We start from the raw sequence: 18,593 nt of genomic DNA on the forward strand, positions 1-18,593 counted from the left end.
TTATGATTACAGTAACAGATGTAAGTTTGCTTTTTTCTGATAAAAAACTATTTGAAGATGTCACTTTGAAATTTGCTAATGACAATTGCTACGGTGTTATCGGAGCCAATGGTGCAGGAAAATCTACATTCTTAAAAATATTATCCGGAGAAATTGCTCCGACTTCAGGTGACGTTTCACTACCAAAAGATTCGCGCATGGCCGTCTTGAAACAGAATCACTATGACTATGAAGATCAGAACGTTATCGATACAGTCATCATGGGTCACGAGCGTTTATTCAACGTTATGCAGGAAAAAAATGAAGTTTATATGAAAGCTGACTTCTCAGATGAAGATGGCATCCGAGTGGCCGAACTTGAAGGCGAATTTGCCGAGTTAGACGGTTGGGAAGCTGAACCGCAAGCAATGACCTTACTCAAAGGCTTAGGAATTCCAGATTCATTGTACTATAAAAAAATGAGCGAACTGACTGGTGGCCAGCATGTGAAAGTCTTGCTAGCTCAAGCATTATTCGGTAAACCAGACGTGCTCCTACTAGACGAGCCCACAAACGGCCTGGACACGCATTCTATTGCCTGGCTCGAAGAATTTTTGATCAACTTTGAAAATACTGTTATTGTTGTCTCCCATGACAGACACTTTTTGAACAAAGTCTGTACACATATGGTTGACGTTGACTTCGGTAAAATCAGACTTTTCGTCGGTAACTACGACTTCTGGTTGGAATCCAGTCAACTGGCTTCGAAACTGCAAGCCAATCAAAACATTAAAAAAGAAGAAAAAATCAAAGAGCTCGAAGCCTTTATCGCTCGATTTAGCGCAAATGCATCTAAATCTAAGCAAGCGACATCACGTAAAAAAACACTGGATAAAATCACCTTGGATGATATCCAACCGTCATCACGTCGTTATCCATTCGTCGGTTTCCAGCCCGAACGTGAAATTGGTAATGATTTGCTACGTGTGGAAAAACTTTCAAAAACAATCGATGGCAAAAAAATTCTAGGAAATATTACTTTCTCCCTAACCAAAGACGATAAAGTTGCTTTCACAAGTATGAATGATGTTGCGATCAGTACTTTATTCAAAATCATCACAGGTGAAATGGAACCGGACGAAGGTACTTTTAATTGGGGAGTCACAACTAAACATACGTATCTTCCTAAAGATTCGTCCAGTGAATTCGAGAACAGCTCTTTGACCATCATAGACTGGTTAAGACAATATGTGGTAAATAAAGAAGAAAATGACAATACTTTCTTGAGAAGTTTCTTAGGACGTATGCTCTTTTCCGGCGACGAAGTCATGAAAGAAGTATCTGTTTTATCAGGTGGAGAAAAAGTGCGTTGCATGCTTTCTAAACTGATGTTGAGTAAAGCCAATGTTCTGGTCTTAGATGACCCAACGAACCACTTGGACTTAGAATCAATCACAGCCTTAAACAACGGACTCATTGACTTTAAAGGAGCTATATTATTTGGCTCACATGACCATCAATTCATTCAAACAGTTGCCAACCGCATTATCGAAATTTCACCAAACGGTGTTGTCGACCGCGCAGAAACAACCTATGATGAATTCTTGGAAAACAAAACAGTTCGATCTCAAGTCGATGCCTTATACAAAAAATAAAAACTTAACAGAAGGACACTCACGACTATGGTCGTGAGTGTTCTTTTTTATTTTATAATGAAGAAAGAAGCTTTGGCTTCTTTCTTCTGCATTATCGTTACAATCATTCGATATTGAGCACTCACACGTGCTTTTCGTAATCGATTTAATCAGTTAAAGGCGTTTGATAGCGAAAGCGTGCCCCTCACCTACTTCTGTTCTGCGCGAAGGGCACGCTTTGACCGATTGCGTGACCTTCGCCTCCTCCTGTTCTTCGCGAAGGGCACGCTTTGACCCATTCCGTGACCTTCGCCTCCTTCTGTTCTCCACAAAGGGCACGCTTTGACCCATTCCGTGACCTTCGCCTACTTCTGTTCTTCACGAAGGGCACGCTTTGTCTGATTGTGTGACCTTCGTCTCCTTCTGTTCTTCGCGAAGGGCACGCTTTGACCCATTGCGTGACCTTCGACTCCTTCTGTTCTGCATGAAGGGCATGCTTTGACTGATTGCGTGACCTTCGCCTACTTCTGTTCTTCGTGAAGGGCACGCTTTGACCCATTCCGTGACCTTCGCCTACTTCTGTTCTTCATGAAGGGCACGCTTTGACCCATTGCGTGACCTTCGTCTCCTCTTTTTCTTCGCGAAGGGCACGCTTTAACCGATTCCGTGACCTTCGCCTCCTTCTGTTCTTCACGAAGGGCACGCTTTGACCCATTCCGTGACCTTCGCCTCCTTCTGTTCTTCATGAAGGGCACGCTTTGACCCATTCCGTGCCCTTCGTCTCCTCCTGTTCTTCATGAAGGGCACGCTTTGACCCATTCCGTGACCTTCGCCTACTTCTGTTCTTCGCGAAGGGCACGCTTTGACCCATTCCGTGACCTTCGCCTCCTTCTGTTCTTCGCGAAGGGCACGCAACGGTTAATTTATTCTTGATTTAGTAGATTCAATGCTATTTTACTCATAGTAGGAAGCTATGCTTTGTCCTTTCAGAGTGAAATGCTTTGATAAGACTAATCGGATGCTTTTTTTTGAAAAAAGCTTTCCACTCCATTGATACATTTCATTGGTTGTTAATTTATTCTCCGGAAACAATAGTCTGAACTCGTTTATTTGTCGGAGTATTGTGTCAACAGCTAATTCCTGATGACCACATTTTATACATTCACACATTCTCCCATTTAAACGCTCTAATACAGCTGAACATTCTTTACAGAACGATTCTTTTTTTAAGGCAGTATACGAGTACTCGGGTAATGTTATAAAAGTAGTGTCATTATGATGTAATGCTTTGAGCGTATCCGAAAATTTTGTATGACTTATATTTATTGCTCCACGTTCATTGTTCAATCGTTTAAGATGACGAGATATCATGGTCGGAAGAATAAAATCCTGATCGATTGGTGTTTCAAAAAGAGTAAACTGTTTGTTGACAAACACAATATATGATTTGAGTGGGAAATCAACACGATGTTCTTCCATTAGTTGACGGAAAAGCATTGTCGTTCTTTTTAATTGATGAACAGGGTTAGTGATTTCTTTATTAGTAGATACAATTTTCAACTTATCCTCACGAAATATAAACTCACCTTCGAAGTTTTTCACTTCATAAATCGAAATCCCTTTACTTGATATCATTAATGTATCGATCTGAAAGGTTTGACCGTTTAGTTTCAATAATAAATCATTCAAAATCAGACATTCACACTTTAGCTCTTTCAATAACGAGTCAAATGCACACTCACCTTCGAATCCTTTTACTAGTTGATTAATATAATTTTCCTGCGGGTTCAATAACCCCCCTCGTTTGCTTAAGGCTAACAAGGACTCAAGTTGTAATGCTCTTTCTCTTTCTTTAACTATCATATGATTCCCTCCATTTATTTATTCTATTATCTATATTGTCTTTTATATTTGAAACTGACTTTTTACGGCTCAATAAATAAGTTACTCTTTGCGTTTGCTTCTCTTTCAGTCTAGCAAGTGATATTTTTATGATTTGCTAAATGCATACGCTATAATATAGTCATAGTCCGTTTAAGCGCTTTGCGTTTATAAATAGACAATATTATGATAATAAAATTAACTATCTGACTGTGAAGGAGTGGATTATATGGGTAGAGGAGGCGGCCGAGGTGGCGGTGGTGGCTTCAGCGGTGGTTCCCGTGGCGGGGGCTTCGGTGGAGGACGAGGCGGCGGTGGTCGTATAGGCGGTGGGAGCAGTGGCCGTGGCGGTGGAAGTTTCGGTGGCGGTGGCTTTGGTGGCGGAAGTTCCGGAAATAACCGTCCACGCATGGGCATGGGCCCGATATTTTTAGGCGGTGGACTTTTTGGTCGAAGACGTTATTCATCCGGTCGTGGCGGTGGTGGTGGCTGTGGCTCTATGGGCTGCGGAAGCATCTTCACTGTACTGATATTTATGTTCATCATCTTTACCTTGATCTCATCCTTAGGTAATTTCATGGGCGGTGGCGGCAATGGTGGGCCAACGAATATCACCTCTTCGACGGTGGAACGTGAACCGTTACCGGCAGGATCAGTAAATGAATCAGAGTACTACACAGATGAATTAGGCTGGATAGGTAACCATACGCAGATGGTGGATGGCCTTCGTCATTTCTATAACGAAACAGGCGTCCAGCCCCATGTGCATATAACGGGTGACATCAATGGATCTACTGATCCGTCAATGGATGAACTCCAAGCCTACGCAAACGATCTGTACGACGAACTCTTTACAGATGAAGCGCATTTACTGCTTGTCTTTTTTGAGCCCGCACTAAATGAATACATGACGTATTACGTCACCGGATCTCAAGCGCGATCTGTCATTGATACAGAAGCAGGCGACATTTTAATGGATTATCTCGATAGAAATTACTATGATCCGGACTTAACCGATGAACAGTACTTCAGCAATTCATTCAAAGAAGCAGCTGATCGTATCATGGAAGTAACGACTTCCCCATGGATTCCAGTACTTTCGATCTTTGGAGTTCTCGCAGCATTATACCTCCTGTTCAAATGGTGGAAAACAAAACAAGCCAGTAAAGAACGTGAAGCCAAACGAACAGAGGACATGCTTAGCCGACCCATTGAACAATTTGGAAGTTCTGAAGCCGATGAGTTAGCGAAAAAATATGACGATGATAAATAATTAAACAATAAAAACCAATATTCAAACATAATTAGGAGGAGTTTACATGGCAGTTTTAGACCGTTTTACAGATATCATCAGTGCAAATGTCAATGCAATCATTGATCGTATGGAAGATCCTGAAAAAATGATCGATCAATACTTACGCGATATGATGGAAGATTTGGCAGAAGTGAAGAAAAATACTGCAAGCGTGATGGCAGAAGAAACACGGGCCAAACGTTTAGTGGATGAAAATGAAGCTGAAGTAACAAAATATGAACGCTACGCTAAAAAAGCATTGGAATCAAGTAACGACGCTGATGCTCGTGTTTTCCTATCTAAAAAACAGGAATTGGAAGATGTCGGCACTGGTTTAGCTAATGCTTATGCCAAAGCGCATGAAAATGCATCAAAAATGCGTCAAATGCATGATAAGTTGGCAGCAGATATTGATAAACTAAGAAACCGTCGTTCGATGATCAAAGCTCAAATGTCAGTGGCGGATACTCAAGAAAAACTCAATAAAGTGGATACTTCCCTCGGTAAATCTAAAGGTGCCATGAGCAACTTTGAGCGGATGGAAGATAAAGCGTCTCGTCGCTTAGATGAAGCTGATGCCATGGAAGAATTGAACAAACAGCCTAAAGATTCAGCTCAAGAACTCGAAGAGAAATACGCAGAAGAAACAGGTTCTGCTGCAGTCGAAGACGAACTCGAACGCATGAAACAGGACATGGGACTTTCTTCATCTGAAGATGAATAAGCACTGAGCATTTATCAATTCCAACAAGACTCAGGTCTACGTCTAATCAAAAGACCGCCCCCCAAAAAAATGGACATAGGATCAGTCCTTTTTGGGGGGGCGGTCTTTTTCTATTTATTGATTACCTTTATTCTTCTATAGAAAACACCGGCGTAGATAAGTAGCGTTCACCTGTATCGCAGGCTATAGTGACTACTTTTTTACCACTGCCTAACTTTTCTGCCACACGTATTGCAGCCGCAATGTTGGCTCCAGCAGAAATGCCAGTCAGCAGGCCTTCTTCTTTTGCTAATCGCCGAGTCATCTCCATCGCCTCTTCACTCGTGATCGTGATAATTTCATCATAGATAGTGGTATCCAGAATGTCTGGAATAAAACCGGCGCCTATTCCCTGGATTTTATGTTTCCCTTTCTTACGCCCACTTAATACAGCTGATTCATCGGGTTCTACAGCAATTATCCGTGTCGAGGGATCATGCATTTTCAAGGCCTTCCCTACCCCGGTCACAGTGCCTCCTGTACCTACACCTGCAACAAAAGCATCCGGTGTCTTGCCATCCAGCGCTTCGATAATTTCCGGCCCTGTCGTTTCGATGTGAATCGCCGGATTAGCCGGATTGGTAAATTGTGAGGGCATAAAGAAATCATCTTGTTCAGCCAATTCGCGTGCGCGACCCATAGCGCCCGGCATCCCATTATCTCCAGGTGTCAACTCCAACTCTGCCCCGTAGGCTTTCATCAGTGAGCGACGTTCAACGCTAAGTGTATCAGGCATGATAAATACAGATTTATACCCCTTAGCTGCAGCCACCATAGCCAGACCGACACCTGTATTCCCGCTCGTTGCTTCCACGATCGTATCGCCTTCTTTAAGCTTGCCTTCTTTTTCGGCTGTTTCGATCATATTTAAAGCAATGCGGTCCTTCACACTTCCACCGATATTGGCCAGCTCCAATTTTGCGTATACGTCAGCTGCGCCTTCTGGAACAACATGATTCAATTTCAGCAAGGGGGTATTTCCAATCAACTCTGTTACTGATTCTACTATTTTCAATGAATTACTTCCTTTCCTTTTATGTTCCTTTAAGTTTATTTTTAATTCTTTCATTTTAACATAGTTTTACTACATAAGAAAATCTCGACAGAATTTATGAAACACATTCCATCGAGATTAGTTCCATCAGCTGATTTTATTGAATATCGATTCGTTTGGTTGCTGGTTGTTCGGATTCTTTCTTAGGTAACTTCACTTCCAAAATCCCTTTGTCAAAGCGAGCTGAGATATCATCTTCATCGATGTCACGAATTAAAAATTGACGACTGAATGAGCGAGATGATCGTTCGCGTCTGACATAGTTCCGTTCCTCATCATGTTCATCCGTTTCCGATTCATGTTTTGCAGATATGGATAAAATATTATCGTGATAATCAAGTTCTATATCCTCTTTGCTCATCCCCGGCAGCTCTGCTTCCACCGTGTATTCTTTCTCGTCTTCTATAATGTCTGTCTTGAAGCTTCCAACGTCTCCAAGGGCTCCGTCAAAGAGATCATCGAAAAACAGTTTGCGCAAATCTCCAAAATCTCGTTTTGAAGGTAACATATTGGTCATTTTTTTACCCCTCTCCGTTTATCTGTCTTGTGATTTGTTGCTTCCCTACTCTCTTATATTAACGCTTTCATTATAATAGGTAAAACAAAACGACTGCTATTTCAGGATTAAAAAAAGGTATTACAAAATCAGGATTCATTTACTTCTTCGTCAGTTTTTCTACATATTGCATATCAAACAGAGGTTTAATGGATTCATAGTTTTGTATTCGTTTGATCGCATCACCAAAGATGGGTGCGACACTTAATTGTTCGATTAGATCTGTTGCGGTTTTTTTAGAAAGATCGATCGTATTGGTCACCACGACCTTTTTTACGCCGGATTTATTTAATCGTTCCACTGCTTTTCCAGAAAGGACGGCATGTGTCACACACACGTAAACGTCTTTTGCGCCCGCTTTTTTAAGCGACTGGGTAGACTTGCTGACCGTTTTAGCAGTATCTAGAATGTCATCAAACAAAATACAGTTCTTACCGGCAACTTCACCAACCAGATCATACGTGTTTGGCCTATTTTCTTCATATAGTCGTCGATCAATAATGGCTAAAGGTGAATCAAGCAACTCCGCCATTTCACGCGCGCGTTTTACACCGTCGTGGTCGGGTGACACAACTACGGTTTCTTCTCCTATTAATCCTTCTGATAAGAAGTAATTGGCAAATAAAGCTGTTGCGGATAAGTGATCAACTGGAATATCGAAAAACCCCTGAATCTGGGGAGCATGAAGTTCCATTGCTATCAAGCGATCAATGCCGGCATGTGTCAGCATGTTGGCTACCACTTTAGCCGTAATGGCTTCGCGTGGTCCTGGCTTTCTGTCTTGTCTCCCGTACCCATAATAAGGCATAACCACGTTAATCGACCCTGCACTTGCACGTCTTAACGCATCGATCATGATGAGCAATTCCATTAAATAATCGTTGCTCGGATCATTGGTCGACTGAATCAAATAAACGTCGTCTCCTCTGATGCTTTCATCAATATGGACGGATATCTCTCTATCGGCAAAACGGTCGATCCTTGCTTTACTTAATTCAATCCCTACTACTTCAGCAATTTCTTCAGCTAACTTGGGGTTCGAGTTTAAAGCAAAGAGTTTAACACCGTTTCTTTTCTCATGATTACTCATAGCATCCTCCACTCACTAAACATTACTTATTCTACAAGTTAATCCTAAACAGAATGCACACAAAATACAAGCGGTATGTCGTTAAGTTTGGCTAACTTTTTATATTGGATCACTCTCAATCAATGCACGTTTCTCCATTTCCAATTTGTGACTTCCGGCATGTCATCTCCAATATCTCTGATATAAGTGTGATGTTTTTCGAGCAACTTATCCATTTTCTCTTCTACAGCACGAGCTTCGTCGCCGTATAGAGCCCGAGCAGCATCTTTGACCAGATGGAAACGGTCTAATTCATTCACGACGCGCATATCAAACGGCGTGGTCACATCCCCATTTTCACGGTATCCATGAGGGATCAAGTTTCGATTCTGACGATCAAAGAATAAATTCTTCAGCAATCCCTCATACCCATGGAAAGCAAAGAGAACCGGTTTATCTGTCGTAAATAGATCATTAAATGCCTCGTCACTCAAGCCTCTTTTGTCATTTTTCGGACTGTTCAACTTGAGAATATCCACCACGTTGATAAAGCGAATTTTCAGTTCAGGGTATTCGTCATGCAGTATAGAGACAGCGCCCAAAGCTTCCAGATTAGGCTCCGTTCCAGCTGCGGCAATCACGATATCCGGTTCATCATCGTTAACAGTACTTGCCCAGTCGATGATCTTTAACCCTTTTTCGACAAGTTCTTCCGCTTCTGTTGCCGTATAGAACTGTGGTCGCGGGTGCTTACTGGAAACAATCAGGTTTATTTTCTGTTCAGACTTCAACACTTTGTTCATCACCGCCATTAAGGTATTGGCGTCTGCCGGGAAGTACTCACGAATATACTCCAGTTTCTTCTCGGCCAGATGTGTGCTGAGTCCAGGGTCTTGATGAGTATAGCCGTTATGGTCCTGCTGGAAAACCGTTGAAGAAGCGATGATGTTGAGTGACGGATATTTATTGCGCCACTCCAGTTCATCTGCTTTACGCAGCCATTTGAAGTGCTGGGTGATCATTGAATCAACGATGCGCAGGAAACCTTCGTAACTGACAAAGAAGCCGTGACGTCCGGTTAATGTATAACCTTCCATCCAGCCTTCTGCCTGATGCTCAGACAGCTGGGAATCAATGACACGCCCGCTAGGCGACTGAGCTTCGTCTTCAGGGTCCTCAATGTCTTCCATCCATTGACGGTTCGTCGTTTGAAGGACGGCATCCAGTTTATTCGATTTCAGTTCATCGGTGCTCATAATACGGAAGTTGTCCAGATTAGCATCCACGATATCCCGTGCAAATTTTCCGAATTCTGACATATCCTTCTCTCTTTCTGAACCGGGTGTTTTGATATCCAGGCTGTACTTTCGCCAGTCTGGCAGTTTCAAAGGTTTTCGGTCTCTCCCGCCATTGGTGATGGGATTAAGTGCCATCCGTTTATTATCCTTTGGAGCAATCTCCTTTATCCCAGATTTAAGTCGTCCAGTCTCATCAAACAATTCTTCCGGACGATACGATCTCATCCAGTTCATCAATGCTCCACTGTATTCCATTTTTTCCTGTTCCGCTGGGATCGGGACCTGGTGTGCACGAAATGTTCCCTCTACCGGTTCACCATCCCACTCTTCCGGTCCAGTCCAACCTTTGGGGCTTATCAGGATGATCACGGGCCACTTAGGCATGCCACTATTCTTCGTTGATTTTTCTCGAGCATCAGTTTGAATCGATCGAATCTTTTCAATGACAACATCCATCGTTTCAGCCATTTCGGAATGCATGTCATCCGGATTCTCGCCTTCAACAAAATGCGGATCCCACCCCAAACCGTCAAAGTAATGCCTTAATTCTTGATTCGATTTACGTGACAGAATCGTTGGATTCGCAATTTTATAACCATTCAAATGTAAGATAGGCAAGACAGCCCCATCCGTTACAGGATTGATGAAAACATTAGAAAACCAGGAGGTCGCAAGTGCCCCTGTCTCCGCTTCACCGTCGCCGATCGTCACAGCTGCTATCGTATCTGGGTAATCTAAAACGGCTCCAGTCGCATGTGATAAGGCATACCCCAGTTCACCGCCTTCATGAAGCGATCCGGGGACAGAAGGTTCCGCATGCGAGCCGATCCCTCCAGGAAAAGAGAACTGCTTGAACAGTTTTTTCATGCCTTCTTCGTCTTCCGTTATGTCCGGATAGATTTCAGTGTAACTCCCATCTAGATAAGCATTTGAGACCATCACTTGTCCGCCATGACCCGGTCCTTCAATGAAGAACATATCCAAATCATACTTATTGATTACTCGGTTCAGATGAGCATAGACGAAGTTCTGTCCCGGCACCGTTCCCCAGTGACCGATCGGATTGATTTTCACATCTTTTTCTTCAAGCGAACGTCTTAACAGCGGGTTGTCTTTAAGATAGATTTGACCGATCGACAAGTAGTTCGCCGCGCGCCACCAGGCATCCACCTTGTTTAAATATTTAGCTGAAGAATAATCTTGTTCGTTAGACATAATCGCCATTCCTTTCGTTATTTCCCGTTTTATATTGCTGATTTTTATTTTAATTGAACTACAGAGTGATCTGAAAGGTTTTTAGACATCCTACCGAGTTTTTTCGAAGAGTTTTACTATTGAATATCCAGTTCTTTATTTGTCGGCATTAACAACTTTTGGACTTCTTCCGGATCAGCTTCCAAATCAAGATACTGTTGTTCGTCTTCAGGATTCAAAATGACCGGCATGCGGTCATGGATGGGACGCATCTGGTCGTTGGCATCTGTGGTAAGGATGGCGTAAGTCAGGTAACTCTCCCCGTTATCGTCAGTGTAGCGTTCGCAGATACCGGCCATGGAAAAAATCGGCACGTCTTTGACTGTGATCTTTTTCTTGTCCTTTTTCTTCTGCCCTTCGACCGGCTGCCACTCGAAAAAATAGGATGCCGGGACGATGCAGCGTTTTTTTGAAAAAGGTTCTTTAAAGGTCTTCTTCTCCAGGACGCTTTCTGAACGCGCATTGATCAGCGGCCGCTTGGCGAAGTTCGGCTCGAATCCCCATTTAACAAGATGTAGACGCCTGTTTGGCAGCAGCACGATATTTTTGGTCGTCGGAAAAATTTCTTCGTTCTCTTCAAATGAATACTCGTCATCTAAAAGATCGTAGCGTTCCTCTAATTCCTTAAATGAAACAGTTAATCCGTATCTTCCGCACATCTCACTCACTCCTTTTTGTCCCCTTTATCGTATCAAAACGAACCTGAAATCGCGACTCATACAAACTCATTTAACCGTCACAAGGGTATCTTTTTATTTATAAAATAAACCGTGCTATACTCAAGAAAAATAGGTATCGGTATTGGATTTAACTCTTTAAGGAGGACCCTCATGGTTAAAATAATAACTGATCATCACCTTTCACAGTTCCCAAAATCTTACTGGCATTCACATCAGACACCCCACTTCACTTCCTTGAATCAAGACGAAACGACAGAAGTCTCTGTAATAGGTGGCGGAATGGTCGGTATCATCACTGCTTATCTCTTGTTGAAAGCAGGTAAAAATGTGACGCTCGTTGAAGCAAAAGAATTCATCTCGGGTGTGACTGGCAACACGACCGCCAAAATTTCTGCTCAGCACGGACTTATTTATCATGAATTGATGCAGACATTCGATAAAGAAAAAGCTCGAATGTATTATGAAGCGAATCGTGACGGACTCGACTTCATCAGAGATACTTCAAAAGAATTAGCCATTGACTGTGACTTCGAAGAAAAAGAAGCGGTCGTTTTTGCTTCGAGTGAAAAAGGACGGAAACAGATCGAAAGAGAAGCACGCGCTTATGAAGAACTAGGAATAATTGGGAAACTCACTTTGGGTCAACTGGATGATCTTCCCTTTGAAACAGATGCCGCTTTGACCATGCCGAACCAGGCCCAGTTTCATCCGGTGAAATACCTGACTGGTCTGCTAGAAGAAATCGAACGACTCGGCGGAAATCTTTATGACGACACACGTGCGGTGAAACTCTTTAAAAAGGATAATTATGTCGAAATGGATACGGGTGCCAAGCTGTATTACGATAATATCGTGATTGCTACCCACTACCCCTTTAATGATTTTGACGGACTTTACTTTACGAAATTATCCGTCGAACGCTCGTATGCCATCGCCGCTAAAATCAACGCGACACTTCCTAAAGGGATGTATATAAGCGCGGAGTCGCCAAAACGGTCTCTGCGATCTATCCGGTCAGAAAACGGTGAAGATTTGTTACTGATCGGTGGTGAAAGTCACAAAACGGGTAAAAGTAATCCACCTACTCAGGTGCATTATGAAAATCTGGAACGCTTTGGTAAGGAATGGTTTGAGTTGGAAAGTGTTCCATATCACTGGTCAGCTCAAGACATGACGACGCTGGACAAGGTTCCTTATATCGGTCAGATGACTCAGTCTTCGAAAAATGTACTTGTGGCCACTGGGTTCAACAAATGGGGTATGGCGATCGGGGCATTCTCCGGACTGTTGCTGACGGATATCATACTCGGCAACGAGAATGTATACAAAGAACTATTCGATCCGACCCGGAATAAATTGAAAACTAAAGATTTAGAACGGTTTTCAAAAAAGAATACCGCTGTAGGTAAAGATTTCGTCGCGACTAAACTGAAACGTCCGGATAAAACGGTAGATGACTTAGAACCAGATCAAGGTGGACTCGTTTCTGTGGACGGCAAAAAAACAGGCGGCTACCGAGATAAACAGGGAGACGTCCATCTCGTTAAAACAACCTGTACTCATATGGGCTGTGGTTTGAAATGGAACGATGCCGAACGTTCATGGGACTGCTCCTGCCACGGTTCCCGCTTCTCCTATTCTGGTAAAGTCCTCAATGGACCTGCAGTAAAACCGTTGAAGAAACTTGATGGTTTAAATGACGAAAAGTAGATAATTGATAAAAAAAGTGTGTCTCTTGGTGTTTTATCATCAAAAGACACACTTTTTTTCAATATGGTAAACTCCTATTGATAATTACGTTTAATCCTTTATTGTTAATATATATTTATTGAAGAATATTTTAAAGGAGGAAAAATATGGATACAACTGCTCGATTAGGTTTAGAACAAAAGTATGGAAGATCGTCATTCTTTGATGGAGGGTTATTTGAACTTATTTTCTGGTCTTTATTCGGTGGTATCATCACGGTATTGTCCTTGGGTCTTTTATATCCCTGGGTAATATGTCGGCTTTTTGCTTGGAAAATCAATCATACTGTTATCGACGGCAGACGCATGAATTTTTCCGGATCAGCTGTCGGTCTATTCGGGAACTGGATCAAATGGTGGGCACTGACGATTATTACTTTGGGTATTTACGCTTTTTGGGTCAACATCAAACTGGAAGACTGGAAAGCAAAGAACACTCATTTCGTTAGCTGATACATAATTTATTCAAAAAACTTTCGAGTCATTTCCTGACCTTAAATGTTTCTAAATGTGAACAAAATAACGTAAAATTAAAAAATTCTAATTTTTCTCTTGACTTGTTCTCATTTATTTCGTATTCTAGGGACATCAACTTTTATAGGAGTGACAATCATGTTAACAACGAACATTCAAACCACACAACTAAATAACTTTTACTTTAGCTACTTTAGATATGGTTTGTAGACATGACTGACATCATGGATACAAACATCAGTATAAAACTGATTTTGTATCTGTGATGGCTAAAGAAATTTGAGTTGATCAAATTTGGCCACATAGATGAAATAATCTAAGTGGTCAACATACCCATAACTTTTGAGGGCGCCTATTTAGATTATTTCATCTAAATAGGTGTTTTTTATATTTATGAAGACAAGAAAATCATAGGGGGAAAAAAGATGAAAACATCAATGACAAAGAAAGCCATGAGTATTGTAGCTACCAGTTTAGTGGGATTGACTTTAGCAGCTTGTGGTTCTGAAGACAGTGGAGAAAGTACGAACGGCGAGCAGGAAGTGGTCAATGTGGGTATCTTGCAATTCATGGAACACAATTCATTGACAGCCGCCAAAGACGGCTTCATCAGTGAAATGGAAGACGCCGGTTACGTTGACGGAGAATCGATCAACTTTGACGTCATGAACGCACAAGGGGATCAATCAAATTTACAGAGTATGAGTGAACAATTATCCGGAAACAATGACTTGATGCTCGCGATTGCCACACCAGCTGCTCAGGCTTTGGCGACAGCCGAACAGGACAAGCCGATTCTATTCACGGCAGTTACCGATCCGGTCGATGCTGGGTTAGTCGAAAGCAACGAAACACCAGGAACCAATTTGACCGGTACGAGTGACATGGTACCCATCGAAGAACAGATCAAGTTACTCTTATCTATTGTACCCGATGCTCAAACGGTCGGAATCATTTACAACTCAAGTGAGCCGAACTCAGAAATCCAAGCCAATTTAGCCATTGAACAATTAGAAGCAGCCGGTGTCTCCGTTCAAGTCTCGACGGTCACAACAACCAATGATGTCCAGCAGGTCCTGACCAGTCTGGCATCAAGCGTCGATGCGCTGTACATCCCAACAGATAACACCTTAGCTAGTACGGCTGATACCGTGGGAGAAATCGCTATGGAATACAAATTGCCAGTGGTGGCAGGATCAACAGATCAAGTCGAAGCGGGTGGCTTAGCCACTTACGGCATCAACTACGAGGCCCTAGGTCGTCAAACCGCGTTAATGGCTCTTGAAATCTTAGAAAACGATGCCTCACCAGAAACGCTTGCCGTTGAAATATCTGATGATCTGGAACTCTTCGTTAATGAAGAAATGGCTGAAGCTTTAGGTATCGATCCAGACAGCATTACACTTTCAGAAGATTAAGGGAGGATTATTTCATGGCTTTATTTTTATCAAGCATTTCTCAAGGATTACTCTGGTCGATCATGGCCATTGGCGTCTATATCACCTTCCGCGTTCTAAATGTCGCTGACTTAACCACAGAAGGCAGCTTTCCACTAGGCGCGGCAATAAGTACCAGTTTAATAGTAAACGGCATGGCTCCCTGGTTATCCGTACTGCTTGCCCTACTCGGGGGCATGGCAGCCGGATTCATCTCCGGCTTCTTGTATACAAAATGGAAAATCCCTGCCTTACTTGCAGGAATCATTACAATGACGGGCCTTTATTCCATTAATTTACGCGTCATGGGACAAGCCAATATCTCCCTCCTCGGACAAGAGACGCTCATTCGAACAGTGGAGAGTTTCGGTTTAAGCAAAACCAATGCAGTATTACTCGTCGGATCAATTGCAGTTGGGATAGTCATTATCCTGCTCCATCTCTTTTTTCATACTGAAGTGGGCCTGGCGATTCGTTCTACCGGTGACAATAACGAGATGAGCGAAGCCAACGGTATCCGGACCAATTTCATGAAAGTCATTGGCTACATGTTAAGTAATGGACTGATTGCGACATCCGGTGCCTTACTCGCTCAAAACAATGGATACGCGGATATCAGCATGGGTATCGGGACGATCGTTATCGGTTTGGCCTCCATCATTATCGGTGAAGTGTTCTTCCGTAACATATCCATTGCCAAACGTTTATTGACGGTCGTCTTGGGTTCAGTCATATACCGCTTACTCATATTGATCGTTTTAGAAATGAACGTTGATCCGCAAGACTTGAAACTTTTCTCAGCCATCCTTTTAGCGTTAGCCTTACGTCTTCCAGCTATTCAGGAACGTCTGACTAAACGAAACAAGAAAGCTACAGTTTCATCTGAAAAAGGAGGGTTATCATAATGGTCGCAGCGTTAGAACTGAAAAATATTCATAAGAGTTTTGAAGTGGGCTCTGTCAATGAAAACCATGTCCTGAAAGGCATCGATTTCACAGTGAACGAAGGGGATTTTATTACAGTGATTGGCGGAAACGGTGCAGGTAAGTCTACCTTTCTGAACAGTATCGCTGGCAGTTTCCCGGTTGATGAAGGAGAAATCCTGCTCGACGGTGAAGATATCACGAAAGAGTCCGCTTATAAACGCGCGTCACACATCAGTCGCGTGTTCCAGGATTCTAAAATGGGAACTGCTTCCCGCTTAAGCATTGAAGAGAACTTAGCCATTGCCTGGAAACGCGGGAAAAAACGCGGACTCGGTCGAGGCATTCATAAAAAAGAACGAGACGTTTACAAAGAAGAGTTGAAAAAACTGGGACTCGGACTTGAAGACCGTTTGAAAATGGACGTGGGACTGCTTTCTGGTGGACAACGCCAAGCACTCACCTTGCTGATGGCGTCGCTTGTCACACCCAAATTGTTACTCCTGGATGAACACACGGCCGCTCTGGATCCGAAAACCAGTCAGATGGTCTTGGATTTAACTGATCAGATCATCAAGGAAAAGAAACTTACTGCATTGATGATCACGCACAACATGGAACAGGCCATCACGTACGGTAATCGTTTGATCATGATGAACAACGGCTATATCGTTGTGGATGTATCCGGTGAAGAAAAAAAACACCTTACCGTCCCCGACCTGCTCGAGTTATTTAAACAAAAGAGCGGCAGTGCCGTCTCAGAAGATGCCTTACTGCTTTCTTAATGAGAACACCAAGTCAGCCGACTTGGTGTTTTTTCATTTTTCAAATCTAATCTCTGCCTTTAATTAAGATTTAACGTGTAAGTAGTATTTTTCGTCACAGCGTGCCCTTCATACCTCTTTCATTGTCACGAAGGGCACGCAATCCGTTATTCCGTTTCCTTCACACCTCTTCTTAACTCACGAAGGGCACGCTTTCGGCTATTCCGTTACCCTCACACCTCTTCCAAACTCACGAAGGGCACGCTTTCCGCTATTCCGTTACCTTCGTGCCACTTCCGAACTCACGAAGGGCACGCAATCAGTCATTCCGTTTCCTTCACGCCTCTTCTTAACTCACGAAGGGCACGCTTTCGGCTATTCCGTTACCTTCGTGCCACTTCCGAACTCACGAAGGGCACGCATTCCGCTATTGCTTGCCCTTCGCATCTCTTTCCATCTCGCGAAGGGCACGCAATCCGTTATTCCGTTTCCTTCACGCCTCTTCCAAACTCACGAAGGGCACGCAATCAGTCATTCCGTTACCTTCACACCTCTTCCAAACTCGCGAAGGGCACGCTTTCGGCTATTCCGTTACCTTCACACCTCTTTCAATCCCACGAAGGGCACGCAACACTTTGTAGCAGCCTATTATATCAGGCTTTTTCCTTAATATACAAAATGTAGCTAGGTTAATCAGTATGGATTCTGGTAATATTGATTTATGGAGGCGAGACGATGAAAATAGGGGGAAAATTAAAGGAGAAAAGACAAGAAGTAAATCTCACCCAAAAAGAACTGGCTGAGATCTTGCATGTTTCAAGACAAACTATTTCCAGCTGGGAAGTTGGACGTACATATCCTGACTTAGATGTGCTTGTCGCAATTAGTGAACTATATAAAATCCCGCTGGATGATTTATTAAAAGATGACTCGACTATGGTGGAAGATATTACTAAGAAGGTCAAGCAAAGTGAGCGAAGAAAAATCCTGAACGTCGTATTAATTTTTTTACTAACTGCCGTAAGTAGTTTCAGCTTGTTCTATTTCATAAGAGAACAGCAGACAACTCAAACAAATGAATTGGGTCTGAGTCCCAGTAACTTACATTCCTCTACTTGGCAATTGAGCTTTGATCCTACTCATAACATAAATCAATCTGTGCTCTCATTCGATAGAAACAGTGTAGCTGTTTACTATCACTATAGAACCGGAGAGACAGCCGCTGAGAACCACGAAGTAAATGATTATGATGATCTGCGCATAGAAGTAGATGAAAATACGTATATCGTTACCGCTCATGGTTTCAGTCAAGAGTACGAAAAGTTAAGTGATACAATCATCAGAGATTCTAACGGTACCGAGTACTACCAAGTTTTGTCTGAAGCTTCTCATGATAGTTTGTTCTGGATAGCAGATCATTTTAATAATGAATGATACTCATACCAACATAAATGAAGTCAACAAACAATGATTGTCTATTTTCATAAATGTTTAGTCACAATATAAAAAGAGCAATAGCTTGTGGTCAATATGACACAATGCTATTGCTCTCTTAATAATATGTTTGTTTAATTATTGAAGCACCCAATAATTCGGTCATATTTCTGTCAGTACTTGCCCTTCAATAGAAATTTCTTCTTCCTCGTCAGCTGAAACATGTCCACCTTTTGCTTCATAGTGAGGATCAGGAACCGGAATAGCCGATCAGGCCTAATGTTTCTGCTCTGTAAATCTCAAAATTATAATCGTCTACCGCTTTTAAAGTCGCTTTTCTTCCCAAAGGAAA

15 protein-coding genes are annotated in these 18,593 nt (G+C 42.6%); 9 read left to right on the top strand and 6 right to left on the bottom strand.

Annotated elements, in window-relative coordinates:
• Positions 1-2: 2 nt before the first annotated feature.
• On the top strand, positions 3-1,634 hold the full coding sequence (locus tag ACO1PF_RS05255; protein ID WP_423190276.1) for an ABC-F family ATP-binding cassette domain-containing protein: 1,632 nt from the start codon (positions 3-5) through the stop codon (positions 1,632-1,634).
• A 933-nt stretch (positions 1,635-2,567) separates the two neighbouring features.
• Here ACO1PF_RS05255 and ACO1PF_RS05260 read toward each other — a convergent pair.
• Positions 2,568-3,476, bottom strand: a complete 909-nt coding sequence (locus ACO1PF_RS05260) for a nuclease-related domain-containing protein (protein ID WP_423190277.1) — start codon at positions 3,474-3,476, stop codon at positions 2,568-2,570.
• Positions 3,477-3,723: 247 nt separating this feature from the next.
• Between ACO1PF_RS05260 and ACO1PF_RS05265 the strand changes: the two genes are divergently transcribed.
• On the top strand, positions 3,724-4,767 hold the full coding sequence (locus tag ACO1PF_RS05265; protein WP_423190278.1) for a hypothetical protein: 1,044 nt from the start codon (positions 3,724-3,726) through the stop codon (positions 4,765-4,767).
• Between the two features lie 46 nt (positions 4,768-4,813).
• On the top strand, positions 4,814-5,512 hold the full coding sequence (locus ACO1PF_RS05270; protein ID WP_423190279.1) for a PspA/IM30 family protein: 699 nt from the start codon (positions 4,814-4,816) through the stop codon (positions 5,510-5,512).
• Between the two features lie 127 nt (positions 5,513-5,639).
• On the opposite strand, the gene cysK is transcribed toward ACO1PF_RS05270, so the two are convergent.
• From cysK to ACO1PF_RS05295, 5 genes are all read right to left on the bottom strand, one after another.
• Positions 5,640-6,620, bottom strand: coding sequence for a cysteine synthase A (cysK, locus tag ACO1PF_RS05275; protein WP_423190280.1), 981 nt, complete (start codon positions 6,618-6,620; stop codon positions 5,640-5,642).
• A gap of 82 nt (positions 6,621-6,702) precedes the next feature.
• The gene (locus tag ACO1PF_RS05280; protein WP_423190281.1) at positions 6,703-7,122 is read right to left on the bottom strand and encodes an Hsp20/alpha crystallin family protein; all 420 of its coding nucleotides are present in this window, start codon (positions 7,120-7,122) and stop codon (positions 6,703-6,705) included.
• Positions 7,123-7,261: 139 nt separating this feature from the next.
• Positions 7,262-8,251, bottom strand: a complete 990-nt coding sequence (locus ACO1PF_RS05285) for a ribose-phosphate diphosphokinase (protein WP_423190282.1) — start codon at positions 8,249-8,251, stop codon at positions 7,262-7,264.
• 119 nt (positions 8,252-8,370) lie between these two features.
• Complete coding sequence (locus ACO1PF_RS05290) at positions 8,371-10,743, bottom strand: phosphoketolase family protein (protein ID WP_423190283.1); 2,373 nt, start codon at positions 10,741-10,743, stop codon at positions 8,371-8,373.
• A 116-nt stretch (positions 10,744-10,859) separates the two neighbouring features.
• The gene (locus tag ACO1PF_RS05295; protein WP_423190284.1) at positions 10,860-11,441 is read right to left on the bottom strand and encodes an SOS response-associated peptidase; all 582 of its coding nucleotides are present in this window, start codon (positions 11,439-11,441) and stop codon (positions 10,860-10,862) included.
• A gap of 171 nt (positions 11,442-11,612) precedes the next feature.
• On the opposite strand from ACO1PF_RS05295, the gene ACO1PF_RS05300 reads away from it, so the two are divergent.
• From ACO1PF_RS05300 to ACO1PF_RS05325, 6 genes are all read left to right on the top strand, one after another.
• The gene (locus tag ACO1PF_RS05300; protein WP_423190285.1) at positions 11,613-13,172 is read left to right on the top strand and encodes an FAD-dependent oxidoreductase; all 1,560 of its coding nucleotides are present in this window, start codon (positions 11,613-11,615) and stop codon (positions 13,170-13,172) included.
• Between the two features lie 146 nt (positions 13,173-13,318).
• A complete protein-coding gene (locus ACO1PF_RS05305; RefSeq protein WP_423190286.1) occupies positions 13,319-13,663 on the top strand; it encodes a hypothetical protein in 345 nt (114 codons plus the stop codon).
• 446 nt (positions 13,664-14,109) lie between these two features.
• Positions 14,110-15,102, top strand: a complete 993-nt coding sequence (locus ACO1PF_RS05310; protein ID WP_423190287.1) for an ABC transporter substrate-binding protein — start codon at positions 14,110-14,112, stop codon at positions 15,100-15,102.
• Positions 15,103-15,116: 14 nt separating this feature from the next.
• A complete protein-coding gene (locus ACO1PF_RS05315) occupies positions 15,117-16,025 on the top strand; it encodes an ABC transporter permease (protein WP_423190288.1) in 909 nt (302 codons plus the stop codon).
• Complete coding sequence (locus ACO1PF_RS05320) at positions 16,025-16,828, top strand: ABC transporter ATP-binding protein (RefSeq protein ID WP_423190289.1); 804 nt, start codon at positions 16,025-16,027, stop codon at positions 16,826-16,828. The genes ACO1PF_RS05315 and ACO1PF_RS05320 overlap by 1 nt, the downstream gene beginning before the upstream one ends.
• Before the next feature lie 714 nt (positions 16,829-17,542).
• Positions 17,543-18,241 (top strand): helix-turn-helix transcriptional regulator, encoded by a 699-nt coding sequence (locus tag ACO1PF_RS05325; protein WP_423190290.1) that lies wholly within the window; start codon positions 17,543-17,545, stop codon positions 18,239-18,241.
• Positions 18,242-18,593 lie beyond the last annotated feature (352 nt).

The organism is Alkalibacterium sp. f15 (assembly GCF_049389645.1).
Taxonomy (GTDB): Bacteria; Bacillota; Bacilli; order Lactobacillales; family Carnobacteriaceae_A; genus Alkalibacterium.

Excerpts from the sequence above, each read along its gene's own strand:
- ACO1PF_RS05325 (WP_423190290.1), top strand. The coding sequence starts at position 17,543 with ATGAAAATAGGGGGAAAATTAAAGGAGAAAAGACAAGAAGTAAATCTC.
- ACO1PF_RS05305 (WP_423190286.1), top strand. The coding sequence starts at position 13,319 with ATGGATACAACTGCTCGATTAGGTTTAGAACAAAAGTATGGAAGATCG.
- ACO1PF_RS05285 (WP_423190282.1), bottom strand. The coding sequence starts at position 8,251 with ATGAGTAATCATGAGAAAAGAAACGGTGTTAAACTCTTTGCTTTAAAC.
- ACO1PF_RS05265 (WP_423190278.1), top strand. The coding sequence starts at position 3,724 with ATGGGTAGAGGAGGCGGCCGAGGTGGCGGTGGTGGCTTCAGCGGTGGT.
- ACO1PF_RS05310 (WP_423190287.1), top strand. The coding sequence starts at position 14,110 with ATGAAAACATCAATGACAAAGAAAGCCATGAGTATTGTAGCTACCAGT.
- ACO1PF_RS05260 (WP_423190277.1), bottom strand. The coding sequence starts at position 3,476 with ATGATAGTTAAAGAAAGAGAAAGAGCATTACAACTTGAGTCCTTGTTA.
- ACO1PF_RS05255 (WP_423190276.1), top strand. The coding sequence starts at position 3 with ATGATTACAGTAACAGATGTAAGTTTGCTTTTTTCTGATAAAAAACTA.
- cysK (WP_423190280.1), bottom strand. The coding sequence starts at position 6,620 with ATGAAAGAATTAAAAATAAACTTAAAGGAACATAAAAGGAAAGGAAGT.
- ACO1PF_RS05270 (WP_423190279.1), top strand. The coding sequence starts at position 4,814 with ATGGCAGTTTTAGACCGTTTTACAGATATCATCAGTGCAAATGTCAAT.
- ACO1PF_RS05300 (WP_423190285.1), top strand. The coding sequence starts at position 11,613 with ATGGTTAAAATAATAACTGATCATCACCTTTCACAGTTCCCAAAATCT.
- ACO1PF_RS05295 (WP_423190284.1), bottom strand. The coding sequence starts at position 11,441 with ATGTGCGGAAGATACGGATTAACTGTTTCATTTAAGGAATTAGAGGAA.
- ACO1PF_RS05315 (WP_423190288.1), top strand. The coding sequence starts at position 15,117 with ATGGCTTTATTTTTATCAAGCATTTCTCAAGGATTACTCTGGTCGATC.
- ACO1PF_RS05280 (WP_423190281.1), bottom strand. The coding sequence starts at position 7,122 with ATGACCAATATGTTACCTTCAAAACGAGATTTTGGAGATTTGCGCAAA.
- ACO1PF_RS05320 (WP_423190289.1), top strand. The coding sequence starts at position 16,025 with ATGGTCGCAGCGTTAGAACTGAAAAATATTCATAAGAGTTTTGAAGTG.
- ACO1PF_RS05290 (WP_423190283.1), bottom strand. The coding sequence starts at position 10,743 with ATGTCTAACGAACAAGATTATTCTTCAGCTAAATATTTAAACAAGGTG.